Here is a 17168-nt window from a genome sequence, read left to right on the forward strand (position 1 = left end):
TCCTATTTATGCTATACTACTGAAATGAATTGAAGGGGGTTGTCGTATGAAATTAGGATTTGATAGTGAGAAATATCTAGAAGAACAAAGTCAGTTCATTCTTCAACGAGTGAATGCTTACGATAAATTATATTTAGAATTTGGCGGGAAACTCATCGGTGATTTCCATGCAATGAGAGTATTACCTGGTTTTGACCCAGACGGAAAAATCAAATTACTCCACCGCCTACGAGACAAAGCAGAGATTATCATCTGTGTATACGCTGGTGATATTGAACAAAACAAGATTCGCGGTGACCTTGGGATCACTTATGATCAAGATGTTCTTCGTTTAATGGACGATCTACACTATTGGGACCTCAAAATCAATAGTGTTCTCATCACTCGTTACACAGGACAACCTGCAGCTACTCAATTTAAAAATTCCCTCGAGCATCGCGGTATCAAAGTGTATACACACGGCTATACAGAAGGTTATCCAATGGACGTGGAGACCATCGTGAGTGACGCAGGATATGGCGCAAATGAATTTATTGAAACAACACGTCCTCTTGTTGTCGTAACCGCTCCTGGTGCTAACAGTGGAAAACTAGCCACTTGCTTAAGCCAGCTATATCACGAAACCAAACGCGGACGCCGTGCAGGATACTCTAAATTTGAAACCTTCCCTGTATGGAATTTACCGCTCAACCATCCTGTAAACGTAGCGTATGAAGCAGCTACTGCCGACTTAGAAGATGTCAATATGATCGACACTTTCCACCTTGCGCATTACGGAGAAACAACGGTGAACTACAACCGAGACATTGAAGCATTCCCTCTATTACGTCGTATTTTGACGAAGATTTACGGTGACGCTCCAATTCCTTACAACTCTCCAACAGATATGGGTGTGAACCGCGTTGGATTTGCGATCACTGATGACGAAGTTGTTCGCGAAGCTTCTAATCAAGAAATCATTCGCCGTTACTACGCAGGTCAATGCGACTACAAACGCGGCATCGGAACTTTAGAAGCGGCTCAGCGTGGCAAATATATTATGGAAGAATGTGGCCTTTCTGCAAAGGATCGACCAGTCGTAGCCGTTGCCCTCGAAAAAGAGACAGAAGTCAACACTCCTGTCGTTTCACTCCAATTACCAACTGGAAAAATCATCACAGGTAGACAAACGGACACGATGACGGCTAGCGCGGCTTGCTTACTGAACTGTATTAAAGAGCTTGCAGAAATCGGAGACTCTATCCATCTCCTACCTCCAGTGATTTTAAACGCCATTGGACAACTAGGACAAGACATCCTCAAACACCAACGCCGTTCGCTAGACAGTAAGGAAGTTCTCATTGCATTAAGCATTTCTGCTGTAACTAACCCTGCTGCAGAAGCTGCAAAAAATCAATTACAAAACTTACGCAACTTGCAAGCACATAGCACGGTCATCTTGCAAAAAGCTGACGAAGAAACCTTCCGAAACCTCGGAGTTATGGTTACTTGCGAACCAAAATTCGCCGGAACCAATCTTTATTACACAAATTAAGCTAAGCCCTCGTCCAATGGACGAGGACTTTTTTGTTGGCACAATCATTATCCTAGCACCCTTCCCAGCACTTCCCCGGTTCCCCTAGCCGTCCCTAAGACCTATTAGCCTTTCTATCTCCTCTTTTCAAAAGCAGAATCCTAAAATTCCGCACACTCTCCTTTTTCAAAAAAACTTCGTTGCTTTGAAATTCGTCAAAATAAAAGAACGGATTGGATTTTATACTCCCAATGAGCCTCAAATTCACGGATTCTATAGTAGGAATAGTGGCGGTTGTAACCGATGTGAATTAGTGACTCTAGAAATTTATTTCCTAGAGTCACTTTGAAGCTCGGTAGTTGTTGAGACTACAGGCTCAACACGGTACAGCCACTATCACTACTATGAAGAAATCCGTAGAATTTAAAGGCGAATTGGACTCTATTCCAATTTCTCTTCTTTTATTCCTGCACAAGAATTTCAAAGGAACGAAGTTCCTTTTTTCATCATTCTTTTATTTTTATGCACAAAAAAAGTCGAGAGCGTGTCTCGACTTTTCTTAGTTTCTAAAGATTTTTGCTTCTAAGAAGAGATCGTTGTAAAGGCCTAATAGGTCGGTTCCTAAGTTTTCGTAAACCTCCATCTTACTCATCGCCTCTTCCGTCGGATAAAAACTCTCATCCGAAGTAATATCTTCCGGCAATAATGCTTGCGCATCTTTGTTTGGAGTGGCATATCCTACATATTTCGCATTTTGAGCTGCAATCTCTGGACGCAACAAGAAATTGATAAACGCATAGGCGCCTTCCTTATTGCCCACTGTTTTTGGAATGACAATATTATCAAACCACAAATTCGTTCCTTCGCTTGGAACTACGTAGGCAAGGTTTTCGTTTTCGCTCATCATTTTTGATGCCTCTCCTGAGAACGTCACCGCAATATTTGCTTCTTCTTGAATCATATATGTCTTCATTTCGTCCGCAATAATGGCTTTCGCATTTGGCATTAAAGTCTTCAAGAACTTACCTGCCTCTTTCACAATGGTTTCATCTTTTTCGTTTAAGGAGTACCCTTGTGTTTGTAGCGCGATTCCCATCATTTCACGAGCGCCATCAATGAATAAAATCGAATCTTTAAATTCTTCCTTCCATAAATCTCTCCACTCACTAATGGTTCCTTCTGGATAGACATTTTTATTGTATACAATCCCTAGAGTTCCCCAGAAATAAGGAATACTATACGTATTATCCGGGTCAAAAGACTGATGAAGGAAACGTGGATCAATGTGTTCGATGCCTTTGATTTTCGAATAATCTAATTTCTCTAATAGATTCTCTTGGACCATTTTATGAATCGTATATTCACTTGGAATAGCGACATCATAATTAGTTCCACCTTGCTTAATCTTGGTTAACATGGCTTCGTTCGAATCAAAGGTTTCATAGATAACTTTATATCCTGTTTCCTCTTCGAATTGAGCAATCAATTCTGGATCAATATAGTCTCCCCAGTTATAAACGATAATCGTTTCTGGGCTTCCAGCTGTCGCAGTTTCAAAGTTTTTACGAACTCCAAACAGCACAAGACAAGAAACTAAAATCGCTCCGATTAAAATCGTTAGTCGCTTCATAATGTGACTCCTTTCAATAAGTCACTCTCTGCATTCTTCCCATTTAATCGTTTTTGTTGGAACTTCTGAATGAAGTAATAGCCAATTACTAGAGATAAGGAGAATAGGAACATCAATGTACTTAAAGCATTGATTTCTAAACTAATCCCTTGACGTGCGCGTGAGTAGATTTCAACGGCAATCGTTGAGAATCCATTCCCCGTTACGAAGAATGTCACTGCAAAGTCATCTAGCGAATACGTGAAGGCCATAAAGAATCCACTCAAAATTCCTGGTGTAATCGATGGCAATACGATGCGTGTTAACACTTGAGAACTGGTTGCTCCTAAGTCACGAGCCGCTGTAATCATTGATGGATTCATTTCAGATAATTTTGGTAAAACCATTAACACGACAATTGGAATGTTAAAGGCGATATGTGCAAGTAATACAGACATAAATCCGAGTTTAAATCCAACCACTGTGAATAGAATCAATAAACTTGCCCCGATAATAACGTCTGGCGATACCATCAAAATATTGTTAAATCCTAATAGTACTTGCTTACGACGGTTTGAACGGATGTAATGGATCATGATGGCTCCAAGTGTTCCAATCACTGTCGCAATAAGTGATGATAATAGCGCAAGAATCAGTGTATCGAGCACAATCCCGATTAAACGCGTATCCGCTAGAACTGCTTCATAATGCTTGAAAGTAAACTCTTCAAAACCATTCATGCTTCCAGCACTGTTAAAGGAGTAAAAAATCAAGTAAAAAATAGGCGCATATAAGACGACAAATACAAACACTAAGTAGAGATTACTCCACTTGTTATTATTTTCTAATTTCATTCAGATACGCCTCCTTTTTTACGATCTCTTGTCACAAACATTAAAATAATCATCGCTACGATTAATACCACACCGATGGTTGAACCCATTCCCCAGTTTTGCGTTACGAGGAAGTGTTGCTCAACGGCTGTACCCAGTGTAATCACGCGGTTTCCTCCAATTAAACGGGTCAACATGAAGAGTGAGAGCGATGGAATAAATACCGCTTGTACACCACTTCGAACCCCATTCATTGTTAATGGGAAAATCACACGTCTGAAAGTATCCCATTTCGTCGCTCCTAAGTCACGGCTTGCCGCAATCAGAGAGCCTGGTAATTCTTCAATAGAGTTGAAGATTGGCAAAATCATAAATGGCAACTCGATATACGCTGCTACTGTTAAGAAACTGAAGTCTGTAAACAAGAACTCTTGTGGTGCAATTCCAAATAAGGAAAGGAATTGGTTAACCGTTCCTGTTTGACTAAAGATTCCAATAAATGCATAGGCTTTTAATAAGAGGTTCACCCATGTTGGCAAAATAATTAATAAGAGCCATAATTGTTTATGTTTTGTACGACTAAGGAAAAGCGCTGTTGGATAGCTAATTAGCAATGTCACTAGAGTGACTAGAAATGCATACCACACTGAGTTGAACGTCATTTCTAAATAGTTCCCTGATGCAAAATAGTTCGTGTAGTTTCCAAGCGTTACTTGTCCATTGATGTCGAAAAATGATTTATAAAAAATCATTCCAAGTGGTGTTACTACGAATAATAACAACCAAATAAAGTATGGAATGGAAAATAAGAAACGGGATTGTTTAGTCATTTTCTTCTACCTCGTCTTCGTAGCTTTCTAGACGAGCATCGAAGTCTTCTTCACTTTCTCCAAAACGCATTACGTGGATGTCTTGTGGTTCAAAGTATAAGCCCACTTTAGATCCTACTTCTGCTTTACGAGTAGAGTGAATCATCCATTCATTGCCATTTTCGTCATAACAGATGATTTCGTAGTGAACTCCGCGGAATAATTGAGTATCTACTTCAACCGTTAATTTTCCTTTTTCAATTGTCGTTAACGCTAAATCTTCTGGACGAATCACGATTTCAACTTTTTCGTTTGGACGCATTCCGGCATCGGCACACTCGAATTCTTTTCCAACGAATTCTACAAGGTAGTCTTCCTTCATGACCCCATCAACGATATTACTTTCACCGATGAAGTCCGCAACGAAGCGGTTGATTGGCTCATCGTAAATATCGACTGGTGTTCCTGATTGAATGACTTCCCCTTTACTCATTACGAAGATTTCATCACTCATCGCCAACGCTTCTTCTTGGTCATGCGTTACGAAGATAAATGTGATTCCTAAACGTTGTTGTAATTCACGAAGTTCATATTGCATGTCTGTACGAAGTTTTAAGTCTAGCGCTGATAATGGCTCATCAAGTAGAAGTACTTCTGGTTCATTAACAAGCGCACGCGCAATGGCTACACGTTGTTGTTGTCCACCAGACATTTGTGAGATTTCACGGTTTTCATAGCCCGATAATTGAACCATTTTTAAAGCGTCTGCCACTTTTTCTTTAATGATGTTTTCTGGTGTTTTCTTTAAGCGTAATCCAAACGCGATATTTTCGAACACATTCATATGTGGGAATAATGCGTAGTCTTGGAAAACGGTATTAACTTTACGTTTGTTTGGTGGAAGTTTTGTAACGTCCTCGCCGTTTAAAGTTACTTTTCCGTTTGATACATCTGTAAATCCAGCAATGATACGTAAAATTGTTGTTTTACCGCATCCTGAAGGCCCTAGTAATGTATAGAATTTTCCTTTTTCGATTTCGAAATTAATATTTTTTAATACGTGAGTATCCTCATAAAATTTGTTCACATTCTCAAATGAGATAATGGTGTTGTTTGACATTGCTAGCACCTAACTTTCTTTATTATAAATAGGAATCTGTTGCCACGACTAACACTTTAGAAGTCGTTTTACCGGCATTACTAATTTGATGTTTGGCTTTTGCCTCGAAATAGAACGATTCTCCCTTGGAAACTATTTCGACTTGTTTTCCGACTTTGACTTGAATGGAACCTTCAAGTACATACCCAAATGTCTCTGACAGTGAAGGTTGGAATGTTTTATACGCTCCCCCAACTTGAAACTCCAGAATCACGGGTTCCATCTCATGCTCATTCGAATCTGGGTTGAGCCATGTCACCGTTGTATGGTGTTTAGCATCTTCCATCATCGTCATATCTTCCTCACGGTAAATCGTGAGTGCTTCTTCAGGGCCTTCATCAAAAAAGTCTGCAGCAGGACATCCTAATACTTCTAAAATATCGAAGAATGTATCCATGGATGGCGAGCTCAAATCATTTTCTAATTGCGAAATATATCCCTTTGACAAATCTGTTCTTTCCGCTAACTCTTCTTGCGTCAAACCCTTTTGAATTCGCAAGGCACGCAATTGATGTCCGATTTCCATTGTCTTCTCCTTTTAAACTAATTGTTTACTAACACAAAGAGTATTATACATTAAGTTTAGTAATAGTCAACAGAAAGAGCCTGAAAAAAACAGATTTTTTTAGAAGTTTTATTTAGCTTAAGATTGCTATTTTGACAGATAGTTTTTAGAGGAGATAAAGAGTTCCATTATCATATATGATAATGGAATGGAAAAATAGTAGGGCTTCATCAAAAACAAAAGGGATTCGCCAAGCGAATCCCTTTTGTTTTTGATGAAGTTAAACTTGGGTGCGACCACTCACCCTCACATCCTGAAGTTGAGTTCGTCTTCGCAGAAATCGCGTCCACTTCCCAAACCATACGCACATCGTTTTTACGATGCTTGCGTTGGTTTGGGCCAGTGGTCGATTTCTAACCGCGAAGACTCACATCCTGTTTAGTCGAGCTCGCAATCGCAGAAATGGCGTGCGTTTCCCGAAACATCCGCAGAACGTTTCACGTTCCTTCCGGTGTTCCGGTCCAACGTTCCATTTCTGAACGCGATTGCTCGCAACCTGAAGTTGAACTCGGGCTCACAGGACTGACGTCCACTTCCCGTAGTATCCGCACGACTTGTTCCAAGTCCCTTGCGTTACTCCGGTCCAGTGTTTCAGTCCTGAGCGTTCGCCCTCACATCCTGTTTAGTTGAACTCAGAAAAGCAGAAACGACGTCCACTTCGACAAACATACGCACGACTCGTTCCGAGTCCTTTACGTTGTTTGTCTCCAGTGATTCGTTTCTTACCGCTTTTCTTCGCATCCTGTTTTTAATGAGCTAGCATTTCTTGTGCGATTTCTAATCCGCTTAGTTTTGTTGGGTAGTATGTTGGCCAGTTATCCATTTCTTCTAATAGTTTTTCTTGGCTTTCATTTCCCATGAAGATGTGGAAGTGCTCAGCTTTTACTGGAGCGATGTTATGGTCACTAAACTGAACGTATTTTGGTGCGCCTTCTACTGGTGTTACTGCTTCAAATAAGAAACGAACTCCACGATTTCCTTTTTTATAAGTAAGAATCTTATAGCCAACATATTTATATTCAGCTTTGACCGTTGTTCCGTCTTCTTTTTTGAATTCCATTGTTTTATCAGTGATATTGATATTCGTGATATCTGATTTATATCCCTTAGTATAGTAGTCTTTGAATTCTTCTTTCGTCATTGTCTTTTTCAATTTTGCTTTATAATCAAAGACTTGGTCTAAAGTTCCATCGACTAAATAAGGATAAACAGATTGCCATTCTCCTGCATAATCCGATAAAGTACGATCTTTCACGGCACTATCTTCAAAGTATCCATTATGAACGGTCTTGTTATCTGTTGTTTTTTCAGGTTGGATGTCTTTTCCTGGTTGATCTGTTGTTTTCTTCAATGCTGCAAGATTTTCGCGCATTACTGAAATATAGTCTTCGCCTTTATCCATTTGCTCTTTCGTAAGAGACTCAATTGGATTTAAGACCGCAAGCTCGACACCTGTTTCATCGGCTAATGTTTTCGCAATTTTCTCAGATGCATTCTCTTCGAAGTAAATCACTTTAATGTCATTTTCTTTTACATATTTTGTTAATTCTGCAAGGCGTGAAGCACTTGGTTCAGCTTCAGGTGAAATTCCTGTAATTCCGACTTGGTTGAGATTGTAATCTAATGCTAAATAGCGGAACGCCGTATGTTGTGTCACAAAATTCTTTTGTTTCGCATCTTTAAATGCATTTGTGTAGTCATTATGCAATGCAGTTAATTTTTCAATATACGCATTGGCATTTTTCTCAAATACTTCTTTACGATCTGGGAAAGCTTCGACTAATTGTTTTGTAATGTTTTGAACCATTTTAATCGCGCGTTCTGGAGATAACCACACATGCGGATCATATTCATGACTATGACCTTCTTCTGAATGGTCATGATCATGTTCTTCTTCCTCTCCACCTGGTAGTAATACCATATCTTTTGTCGCACTAATTGGTTTTACTTTACTATCAGAGAGTGTCTTTAATACGGTTGGAATCCATGTTTCCATATATTCACTGTCATAAACTAGCGCATCCGCTTCACTCATTTTCGCAATTTCTTTGGCAGAAGGCTCGTAATCATGAGGTTCTACCCCTGCTCCAATCACTAGAGATACGTCTGCTTCATCCCCAACGATATTTTTTGTAAAGTCATAGATTGGATAAAACGTTGTTGAAATTTTTAGTTTCCCTTGTTTAGTTTGAGTACTTGAAGTGTTTGAATTATTCGTAGCACATCCGGCCACAACAAGTAAAAACAACATCAAAAATCCAATAAAGGTCGTTTTTTTCATGATAGATTCTGTCCCCTTTTCTTAAATCGTAATTCTTACGTTTTGTATTGTAACACCTTCTAAATCTCTTTGCAAGAATTTTTTCTGAAAACAAAATGGAAACATCTTTGGTTTGGATGGAATCTTTTTCAATAAAAAAAGCCTTATTCGCATCATCGCAGATAAGACTTCTCTTCTATTAGATTAATACTTTCGATAAGAACGATTGTGTCCGTTCCATTTGCGGATGTTCTAGGACCTCTTTTGGATGACCTTCTTCTACAATCACACCACCATCCATGAAGATTAGACGCGTTCCTACTTCACGGGCAAATCCCATTTCGTGCGTTACAACAACCATGGTCATGCCACCTGCTGCGAGTTCCTTCATCACGTTGAGCACTTCACCGACCATCTCTGGATCCAGTGCCGATGTCGGTTCATCAAACAAGAGCACATCGGGTTCCATCGCAAGCGAACGCGCGATTGCGATTCTTTGTTTTTGTCCCCCAGATAAGGAGTTCGGATAGACATCCGCTTTATCGGCTAAGCCCATTTTCTCCAGAAGCTCGTGCGCTTTTTGTTCTGCGACCGCCTTGTCGATTTTCTTCAATTGGATGGGTCCAATCGTGATATTTTCTAATACGGTTAAATGTGGGAATAAATTGAAATGCTGGAACACCATTCCTAAGTGTTGACGCACGCTATCGAGGTCCACCCCCTTTTCATTAATGCACTGATCTTTGAAGAATACCTTCCCGCTAGTGGGCTCCTCTAATAAGTTTAGGCAACGTAAGAAAGTCGATTTTCCCGATCCAGAAGGCCCGATAATCACGAGCACTTCTCCTTGTTCGATATGAGTTGTAATCCCATTTAAAACTGGCTTGTCGCCGTATTGTTTTTTAATCTCTTCTGTTCTAATCACTGGCTTGTAACTTCCTTTCTAGTTTGTCCATAAAGAATGCTATCGTCGTTGTCATGACAAAGTATAAGAACGCCGTCATTAAGAGTGGAATAAATACGGTAAAGGTTGCCCCACGAACCGTATCCGAGCTGTACATCAAATCATGAATCCCGATTAGAGACACGATGGAGGTTTCTTTAATTAAGGTTGCAAATTCATTCCCGATGGCTGGCAAAATATTTTTCATCGCTTGTGGTAATATAATTTGGCGCATCGCCATTCCTTTCGGCATTCCCATCGAACGAGCAGCTTCCATTTGTCCTTTATCCACTGATTGAATCCCACTACGGATGATTTCAGCGATATAAGCTGTCGTATTTACGGATACCGCGATGACTCCTGACAGGAAATCATTTAAATCAAGGACGGTCGCGAGTCCAAAATAGACTAAGTACAATTGAACCAAAAGAGGAGTTCCACGAATAATATCAATGTACACTTTCGCTGCATTCGATAAAACCTTATGAGAACTCAAACGAGCAAGAGCCATTAGAGTCCCACAGCCAACCCCTGCTACGACTGAGAAAAACGATAACAAAATCGTTGTTGTCGCCCCTTCCATAAACAGAGGCCAATATTTGAGAATTAATTCCATATTTTTTCCTTCTTTCTATTCAGACATTAAATTCGTATTGCGAATAATCGATTCTTTCAGTTTCCCTGAGGCTTCCAATGCATCGAGTACCTCTTGAACTTTTTTAAGGAAGACTTCATTCCCTTTTTGTGCGACTGACGCAGTTCCCGCATCTTCACTTGGAATCTCAACAGAAGCCACTGTCAAGTCACTATTTGCTTTCACAAATTCATCAGCCGCAATATTATCCATAATCACGGCGTCTAGTTTTCCTTGTTGAAGTGCTAAAATCAAAGTAGGATTCTTTGGTTGAGAGGTCAAATTGGCACCCGTTAATGTATCCTTAACGATTCCCTCTTGCGAAGTTCCTTTTTGAGCTCCAACATTTGCTCCATCGAAAGCGTCAATCGTCGTATATTTATCCGCATCTGTCTTCTTCACCACAGCGACCATATGGGAATCATAGTAAATATTAGAGAACGCTACTTCTTTACTACGCTCCTCAGTAGGAGTAATTCCAGCGAGAACTAAATCTACTTTTCCAGCTTTCATCGCTGCAATCAAAAAGTTAAATTCCATTTCTCTAATTTCCACTTCTACTCCTAAAGCTTCCCCGAGAGCGTTAGCAATATCGATATCAATTCCCACTACGGAATCTTTACCATCTTTCACATAATGCCATTCAAAAGGGGGATAGTCAGCAGTCGTCCCGATAACAATTTTCTTCTTCGTATAAATTCTATCTAACACTGCCGATCCTGTGCTATTTTCTGTTGGTGTTTGTTGGGTACATGCTGCCAGTAAGCCTATTAGTAACATAAGCATTGCGATAATCTTCTTCATTTGAAACCTCCTTATAAAATAAAAACGTCCCTTATGCTAAACGCATAAGAGACGATGTCTGTCGTGGTACCACTCTAAATTTGACGGGGAATTGCTTCCCGATCCTTTTGCTTGATAACGCATGTCCTGCGAAGATGGATACTAATTTCTCCATCTTTTCTACAAAGTGCGCTTCCAGAATTTCTAATCCGATGAGCTTCCACTCTACCTCATCTCGCTTTCGACGCCAAAATTCTGTACTCTCTTTGTCAATGAATTTAAGTATTTAAGTTGTTTTGTATTTTAGACCTATTTTTTTGGATTGTCAATCGAAAAATGAGAAAATCATTAAAATATGGTTTTATTTTCTTTCATGCTCCCTACTCGTCTCAACCTTTTCTTGCAATTTCCACCCAATCATCCAACCAATGACAAGCACATAATTTTCAATTGCCCCAACGAGATCGACAAAGGTAGCTCCCTCCAAATAAGCAAGAAGATGATTCGTACCAATCCCTAATCCGCCTACCATTAGTGCTCCTAAAACGACTCTCAAGTAAAACCAATCATACTTAACATTAACGGCGACTAAAATGATTAAAACCGCCAAATTCCAAAATCCAATTTCTCGTTGCCAACCAACTGCAACCCCGTATCCCGAGTGAGCTCCCATCACCTCTGGAAAGAAAATTTGATAAATCATTGCGCCTCCCATCGCCACCAATAGTATTATAAACAGTACTCTTAAAAATTTGTTCATCTTCTTCACCTCGTCATTCTTTATTTGAATTTTTTATCTGATTTTCCAAAATAAAAGAGCCCCAAGATTCTATCCAACAAATCGAATAGAAATCTAAGAAGCTCTTCTTGATTATTTGCTTAAACCTTCAATGATTTTATCTAGGTTCCATTTCATCATGCTGTAGTAGCTGTCTCCATCTTTTCCTTCTTCGGCAATTGAGTCTGTAAAGATTGTAGAGTGAATTGGTTTACCTGTTTCTTGAGATACAGTTTTCATTGGACGATCATCTACACTACTTTCAACGAATAATGATGGAACTTTTGATTCACGTAATTGACGAACCAATTTTGTGATTTGTTCTGGAGTTCCTTCTTCTTCTGTGTTGATTTCCCAGATGTACGCTGATTTAATATCGTACGCTTTAGAGAAGTACTTGAAGCAGCCTTCACTTGTTACGATTAAACGTTTTTCTTCAGGAATTTTCGCGATACGTTGTTTAGCATCTTTATCTAACGCTTCAAGTTTTTCAACATAAGCTGCTAGATTCTTTTCGTATGTTTCTTTGTTCTTTGGATCTTTTGCGATTAATTGTTTCGCGATGTTCTTTGCATAAATAACTCCGTTTTCGATGTTCAACCATGCATGAGGGTCTTCTTTTCCAGCTTCGTTTTGGCCTTCTAAGTAAATCACTTCAACGCCATCACTCACTGCAAAGTAGTCTTTATTGGCTTCTTTCTTGGCATTATTCACCATCTTCGTGAACCAAGCGTTCCCACCGTTTTCTAAGTTGATTCCATTATAGAAAATCAAGTCTGCTTTTTGAACTTTTTGAACATCTTCTGGTAATGGTTCATACTCGTGTGGGTCTTGTCCTACTGGAACAATACTATGTAAGTTTACTAAATCGCCGGCGATATTTTTTGTCATATCATAAATAATAGAGTTGGTTGTCACCACATTGATTTTTTCAGTATCTGCCTTTGAACTATTATCTTTACTTGTATCTTTACTTGTAGCGCATCCTGCAATTCCTAATACCACAAGAGCGGCTACTAAAAGTTTCTTCATGCTATTCATGAGATTTCCTTCTTTCTCTTTGTTTTGGTGAAACGATAAAACTTACGACAAAAAGTGTTGCTGCTGTTAATACGATGGTTGATCCAATAGCGATGTTAAACGTATATCCAATATACAATCCTAACACTGATGACAATGAGCCAAACGTTGCGGCTAAAATCAGCATTGTTTTCAGACGATTTGAATATAAATACGCTGTTGCTGCAGGGGTGATTAATAGTGCCACAATCATAACTGTCCCTACACTTTGCATCGCGGTAATCGATACAAGCGCCAAGAGGAACATCAATAAGTAGTGGTAAAATTGTACGTTCATCCCTGAAGATTGAGCAAAGACTGGATCAAAACTCGTTACTTGTAATTCTTTAAAATACGCTAAAATAACGACGACTACAATCACGCTCACCACCAATGTAATGAGTAAATCAATATCTTGTACGGCTAAAATATTCCCGAATAAAATATGGAATAAGTCTGTTGAACTCTTCGCCACACTAATCAAAATAACTCCCAATGCCAAAAACGAACTAAAGGTAATCCCGATAGCAGTATCGCCTTTGATAGTACTATTTTGATTCACAAATGCAATAAGGAACGATGCTAATAACCCGAACACGAGGGCTCCAATAAAGAAGTTAATGCCTAAAATAAACGACAACGCTACACCCGGTAATACCGCGTGAGAGATAGCGTCCCCCATTAATGACATCCCTCTTAGAATGATGAAGCATCCTAAAATTCCGGCAACCGCACCAATCACGACTGCTGAAACAAGCGCATTTTGTAGGAAATGGAATTCCATTAACCCTTCAATGAAATTATGCATGTTGCTCACCTCCTTGTGGAATATAAACACTTCCGCCGTATACATCATCTAAGTACTTCTTAATGAATACGTCTTCTGTTTTTCCAGAGGCTACAATCGCGTGTTTGACAAGAATCACATGGTCAAAGTATTCTTTCACCTTCGATAAGTCATGGTTGACCATTAAAATAGTCTTCCCTTCCTCTTTCCATTTACGGAGAATTGTCATAATGACTTTCTCACTAAGCATATCAATCCCTACAAATGGTTCATCAAGGAAAATATATTGTGCTTCTTGAACCATGCAACGTGCTAATAGTACACGTTGGAATTGACCACCAGAAAGAGCGCCGATTTGGCGAGATGCTAAATCAGTTAATCCAACTTCTTCAATGGCTGCATCGACTTTTTCCCAATCTTCTTTCGTCAAACGTTGCAATGGTTTCTTTTTAACAGTTCTTCCTAAAGCAACGCACTCACGAATGGTGATTGGAAATGTAAAGTCAATGTGGCTTTTTTGTTCGACATAGGCGATTTTCTGTAATACTTTTTTTGTGGGTTCTCCATCAATCAGAATTTCTCCTGATGATTGAATAAGTCCTAATATTGCTTTTAATAATGTTGATTTACCTGCACCATTGGGCCCAATAATCCCAGTAATGGTTGGTCCTTCAATGGTTGCATTACAATCTTTTAAAACATGTGGTTGCATCGCATACGATACTCCAACATTTTTAATCGTAATCAATGAATTCATCCCCTCACTTTATGTAGATTCTACATTTATTAGGTTACCCTAAAAAAATAATTTCGTCAAGTGTTTTTTTAGGTTTGCCAAAAAAATTTTCAGAAAATTTTTGAAAACTAGACGTTAACATAACTGTTAATTAACAAATATGTTAATTTTCACTCCTTTTGAAAACAAAAAAGACGCCTTCCGTTACCCGAAAGACGTCTCATCTTTATATTTATTTTGTTAATAATGCTGCAGCTACTTCATCACAAATAACTGTAACTTTTGGATGCTTTTGTAAGATACTTGCTGGAACTTCCTCTGTGATAGGACCTTCCACTAATCCTTTAATCGCATGGATTTTCTTAGGTCCGAATGCAATTAACACGATTTCTTTTGCATCCATGATGGATTGTAGTCCCATTGAATAAGCGTAGCGTGGTACATCTTCTTCTTTTTCGAAGAAGCGTTTGTTCGCTTCAATGGTTGATTCTGTTAAATGAACCTTATGTGTGCGTTGAGTGAATGGTGTACCAGGTTCGTTGAATCCGATATGTCCATTACTTCCGATGCCTAATAACTGCAAGTCTACTGGATTTTCTTGAAGAACACGTTCATAACGTTCAACTTCTGCATCTACGTCTTTTGCAATCCCATCTGGTAAATAGCTATGTTTAAATGGCTTCGCATTGAAAAGATATTCATTCATGAAATAAGCGTAGCTATGTTCGTCCGTTGGTGCCAATCCAACATATTCATCTAAGTTCACTGAGATACGATCTGAAAAATCTAAATCGCTATTTCTAAGTAATTCATATAATCCAATTGGACTTGAGCCTGTCGCTAGTCCAAACACTTTCGCTCCTTCGCCGTGTGCGCGTTTAAAAATCTCAAAAGCCGCTAATGCGCCTTCTTCTTGAGTTTTAACAACAATAACTTCCATTAACAATACCTCCCTGAATTCCCTTTCAAAAAAGGGTACTAAAAACATGAACAGCTGCTTAACTATATTATAACAAAAATTCAGAGGTCTTTAAATAGCTAAATTCATTTTAGTTCATAAAATCTTCGTCATACACCATCCATTGTTCGTAATGTTTCGCCTCGAATGCCTCTGTTGGTCGTGCAGCCTCGATTACAAGTGGAGACGCATTTTCAACGCTCACTTCTTCAAGTGGAACCCACACAATCCCCTTCGAATCGTTCTTCTCTGCGCTCGTCACGAAATCTTCTACCGTTTGAGCACCCTTTTCTTCAATATCGATGGTAAACAAGACAAACTCATGATGCACGCGTGCAATCTCTGGAACGGTCAGAAATACATCGCGAATCGTATTTTGGTGAATGGCAGACACTTGGAACCCCGTCTCCTCTAGCATTTCTCGTCGCAATGTTTCTACCAGACTCTCGCCTTCTTCCGGCGTTCCTCCCGGCAAATCAAATCTTCCGCGGTATGGTCCACGCGTCTTACGAATACAAAGGATGCGTCCCTCGCGAATACAAACACCATACACGCCAAAATGGTTCATTTCTTTCATTGTCTTCCTCCACGAAAATAGAGGTGGCACGCCACCTCTATATCTTTTTTCTGAAGCCGTTAATGTGACTTCCTTTGTTGGGATTCTACTCCATGTTTTACAGCTAATCGGATGATCCAGTAGAACAAATATAGAGCAACTCCCATCAGTGCAAACGTCCCCAGAAACATTGGTAATACTAAGTCCATAAAGACCACCTCCAATGAAATTGAAAACTATTAACCGACTATTGTTACCTTCATTATAGCACTCCTTATTTGAAATTCAATAGAGCGTGTACTCGGAATAACAAAAAAGCCATCCCACCAGTTGCCTGATAGGAATAGCCTTTTAACTTTTATTTCCAAAAATCATCGTAGATTGTAATTGGTAAGTGACGTTTATGTTCTGTCTTTCGATACCAATTTTCAATCGTCTCTGCTGCTTTTTCGTAGATGTCTTTTCCTTCGAGATAATCATCAATCTCTTCGTAAGTCACCCCAAGTGCTACTTCGTCTGGAAGGGATGGGCGGTCTTCTTCAAGGTCTGCCGTTGGAACTTTCAAGTATAAATGCTCTGGAGCCCCTAGCACTTGTAACATCGCACGGCCTTGACGTTTATTGAGACGCCATAGCGGAGTGATATCTGCAGCCCCGTCCCCAAATTTCGTATAGAAACCGGTCACCGATTCTGCCGCGTGGTCTGTCCCAATTACAGCACAACCCGTTTGGCCGGCAATTGCATATTGAGCAACCATGCGTTCACGCGCCTTGATATTTCCTTTGTTGAAGTCTGAAATTTCCATTCCTAAGGCTTCAATACTGCGTTCAGACGCATCTACCGCATCCTTCACGTTTACTCGTAGCACATCCGTCGCCTTCATAAAGGCAATCGCGTCCATGGCATCTTGTTCATCTACTTGCACGCCGTAAGGAAGGCGCACGGCATAGAAGCGATACACTTTTTGGTCTTGTTCTTCGTTTAATTCATCAATTGCCATTTGTGCCAATTTTCCAGCAAGCGTTGAGTCTTGTCCGCCGCTAATTCCAAGGACATACCCATTCAAGAAGGGATGCTTTGCAAGATACGCCTTTAGGAAATCAACGGTTTTACGAATCTCTTCTTCCGGATTGATGGTTGGTTTGACACGAAGCGTTTCGATAATTTTTTGTTGTAATGGTCTCAT

General features: G+C 39.6%; 18 protein-coding genes and 1 other annotated feature. Of the genes, 1 reads left to right on the forward strand and 17 read right to left on the reverse strand.

What is annotated here, in order from left to right; translation table 11 throughout:
- The first annotated feature begins 46 nt into the window (after nt 1-46).
- A complete protein-coding gene (locus ADH99_RS06895) occupies nt 47-1534 on the forward strand; it encodes a DUF1846 domain-containing protein (protein WP_049555316.1) in 1488 nt (495 codons plus the stop codon).
- A 538-nt stretch (nt 1535-2072) separates the two neighbouring features.
- On the opposite strand, the gene ADH99_RS06900 is transcribed toward ADH99_RS06895, so the two are convergent.
- The 17 genes from ADH99_RS06900 to nadE form a co-directional block, all read right to left on the reverse strand.
- On the reverse strand, nt 2073-3143 hold the full coding sequence (locus tag ADH99_RS06900; protein ID WP_049555317.1) for an ABC transporter substrate-binding protein: 1071 nt from the start codon (nt 3141-3143) through the stop codon (nt 2073-2075).
- Complete coding sequence (locus ADH99_RS06905) at nt 3140-3976, reverse strand: ABC transporter permease (protein WP_005607378.1); 837 nt, start codon at nt 3974-3976, stop codon at nt 3140-3142. The genes ADH99_RS06900 and ADH99_RS06905 overlap by 4 nt, the downstream gene beginning before the upstream one ends.
- On the reverse strand, nt 3973-4785 hold the full coding sequence (locus ADH99_RS06910; RefSeq protein ID WP_049555318.1) for an ABC transporter permease: 813 nt from the start codon (nt 4783-4785) through the stop codon (nt 3973-3975). The genes ADH99_RS06905 and ADH99_RS06910 overlap by 4 nt, the downstream gene beginning before the upstream one ends.
- Complete coding sequence (locus tag ADH99_RS06915) at nt 4778-5884, reverse strand: ABC transporter ATP-binding protein (protein ID WP_049555319.1); 1107 nt, start codon at nt 5882-5884, stop codon at nt 4778-4780. Before ADH99_RS06915 ends, ADH99_RS06910 begins: the two co-directional genes overlap by 8 nt.
- Nucleotides 5885-5906: 22 nt before the next feature.
- Entirely contained in the window at nt 5907-6449 is a 543-nt protein-coding gene (locus ADH99_RS06920) for a helix-turn-helix domain-containing protein (protein WP_005607384.1), read from the reverse strand.
- Nucleotides 6450-7236: 787 nt separating this feature from the next.
- Nucleotides 7237-8769, reverse strand: a complete 1533-nt coding sequence (locus tag ADH99_RS06925) for a zinc ABC transporter substrate-binding protein AdcA (RefSeq protein WP_049555320.1) — start codon at nt 8767-8769, stop codon at nt 7237-7239.
- A gap of 178 nt (nt 8770-8947) precedes the next feature.
- A complete protein-coding gene (locus ADH99_RS06930) occupies nt 8948-9673 on the reverse strand; it encodes an amino acid ABC transporter ATP-binding protein (protein WP_049555321.1) in 726 nt (241 codons plus the stop codon).
- Nucleotides 9666-10307 (reverse strand): amino acid ABC transporter permease, encoded by a 642-nt coding sequence (locus ADH99_RS06935; RefSeq protein ID WP_049555322.1) that lies wholly within the window; start codon nt 10305-10307, stop codon nt 9666-9668. Before ADH99_RS06935 ends, ADH99_RS06930 begins: the two co-directional genes overlap by 8 nt.
- 15 nt (nt 10308-10322) lie before the next feature.
- On the reverse strand, nt 10323-11129 hold the full coding sequence (locus tag ADH99_RS06940) for a transporter substrate-binding domain-containing protein (RefSeq protein WP_049555323.1): 807 nt from the start codon (nt 11127-11129) through the stop codon (nt 10323-10325).
- A gap of 44 nt (nt 11130-11173) precedes the next feature.
- Nucleotides 11174-11390: a binding site (T-box leader), on the reverse strand.
- 79 nt (nt 11391-11469) lie between these two features.
- On the reverse strand, nt 11470-11868 hold the full coding sequence (locus tag ADH99_RS06945) for a hypothetical protein (RefSeq protein WP_049555324.1): 399 nt from the start codon (nt 11866-11868) through the stop codon (nt 11470-11472).
- Nucleotides 11869-11979: 111 nt separating this feature from the next.
- A complete protein-coding gene (locus ADH99_RS06950) occupies nt 11980-12918 on the reverse strand; it encodes a metal ABC transporter substrate-binding lipoprotein (RefSeq protein WP_148129399.1) in 939 nt (312 codons plus the stop codon).
- Between the two features lies 1 nt (nt 12919).
- Entirely contained in the window at nt 12920-13753 is an 834-nt protein-coding gene (locus ADH99_RS06955; RefSeq protein ID WP_049555326.1) for a metal ABC transporter permease, read from the reverse strand.
- Nucleotides 13746-14480 carry a metal ABC transporter ATP-binding protein gene (locus ADH99_RS06960; RefSeq protein ID WP_049555327.1) on the reverse strand — a complete coding sequence of 245 codons (735 nt, stop codon included), beginning with the start codon at nt 14478-14480 and terminating at the stop codon, nt 13746-13748. The genes ADH99_RS06955 and ADH99_RS06960 overlap by 8 nt, the downstream gene beginning before the upstream one ends.
- Before the next feature lie 220 nt (nt 14481-14700).
- Nucleotides 14701-15408, reverse strand: coding sequence for a glucosamine-6-phosphate deaminase (locus ADH99_RS06965; RefSeq protein ID WP_049555328.1), 708 nt, complete (start codon nt 15406-15408; stop codon nt 14701-14703).
- Between the two features lie 109 nt (nt 15409-15517).
- Nucleotides 15518-16003: an NUDIX hydrolase gene (locus ADH99_RS06970; protein WP_049555329.1), complete on the reverse strand. Its 486-nt coding sequence runs from the start codon at nt 16001-16003 to the stop codon at nt 15518-15520.
- A 59-nt stretch (nt 16004-16062) separates the two neighbouring features.
- On the reverse strand, nt 16063-16191 hold the full coding sequence (locus ADH99_RS10680; RefSeq protein ID WP_275452442.1) for a hypothetical protein: 129 nt from the start codon (nt 16189-16191) through the stop codon (nt 16063-16065).
- 149 nt (nt 16192-16340) lie between these two features.
- A complete protein-coding gene (gene nadE, locus ADH99_RS06975) occupies nt 16341-17168 on the reverse strand; it encodes an ammonia-dependent NAD(+) synthetase (protein WP_049555330.1) in 828 nt (275 codons plus the stop codon).

It is taken from the genome of Granulicatella sp. 572.rep1_STHE (assembly GCF_001073445.1).
Classification (GTDB): Bacteria; Bacillota; Bacilli; order Lactobacillales; family Aerococcaceae; genus Granulicatella; species Granulicatella adiacens.

Bases quoted from the DNA above. Each gene is read 5' to 3' on its own strand.
- ADH99_RS06895 (WP_049555316.1), top strand. From the start codon at position 47: ATGAAATTAGGATTTGATAGTGAGAAATATCTAGAAGAACAAAGTCAG.
- ADH99_RS06900 (WP_049555317.1), bottom strand. From the start codon at position 3,143: ATGAAGCGACTAACGATTTTAATCGGAGCGATTTTAGTTTCTTGTCTT.
- ADH99_RS06905 (WP_005607378.1), bottom strand. From the start codon at position 3,976: ATGAAATTAGAAAATAATAACAAGTGGAGTAATCTCTACTTAGTGTTT.
- ADH99_RS06910 (WP_049555318.1), bottom strand. From the start codon at position 4,785: ATGACTAAACAATCCCGTTTCTTATTTTCCATTCCATACTTTATTTGG.
- ADH99_RS06915 (WP_049555319.1), bottom strand. From the start codon at position 5,884: ATGTCAAACAACACCATTATCTCATTTGAGAATGTGAACAAATTTTAT.
- ADH99_RS06920 (WP_005607384.1), bottom strand. From the start codon at position 6,449: ATGGAAATCGGACATCAATTGCGTGCCTTGCGAATTCAAAAGGGTTTG.
- ADH99_RS06925 (WP_049555320.1), bottom strand. From the start codon at position 8,769: ATGAAAAAAACGACCTTTATTGGATTTTTGATGTTGTTTTTACTTGTT.
- ADH99_RS06935 (WP_049555322.1), bottom strand. From the start codon at position 10,307: ATGGAATTAATTCTCAAATATTGGCCTCTGTTTATGGAAGGGGCGACA.
- ADH99_RS06940 (WP_049555323.1), bottom strand. From the start codon at position 11,129: ATGAAGAAGATTATCGCAATGCTTATGTTACTAATAGGCTTACTGGCA.
- ADH99_RS06945 (WP_049555324.1), bottom strand. From the start codon at position 11,868: ATGAACAAATTTTTAAGAGTACTGTTTATAATACTATTGGTGGCGATG.
- ADH99_RS06950 (WP_148129399.1), bottom strand. From the start codon at position 12,918: ATGAAGAAACTTTTAGTAGCCGCTCTTGTGGTATTAGGAATTGCAGGA.
- ADH99_RS06955 (WP_049555326.1), bottom strand. From the start codon at position 13,753: ATGCATAATTTCATTGAAGGGTTAATGGAATTCCATTTCCTACAAAAT.
- ADH99_RS06965 (WP_049555328.1), bottom strand. From the start codon at position 15,408: ATGGAAGTTATTGTTGTTAAAACTCAAGAAGAAGGCGCATTAGCGGCT.
- ADH99_RS06970 (WP_049555329.1), bottom strand. From the start codon at position 16,003: ATGAAAGAAATGAACCATTTTGGCGTGTATGGTGTTTGTATTCGCGAG.
- ADH99_RS10680 (WP_275452442.1), bottom strand. From the start codon at position 16,191: ATGGACTTAGTATTACCAATGTTTCTGGGGACGTTTGCACTGATGGGA.
- nadE (WP_049555330.1), bottom strand. From the start codon at position 17,168: ATGAGACCATTACAACAAAAAATTATCGAAACGCTTCGTGTCAAACCA.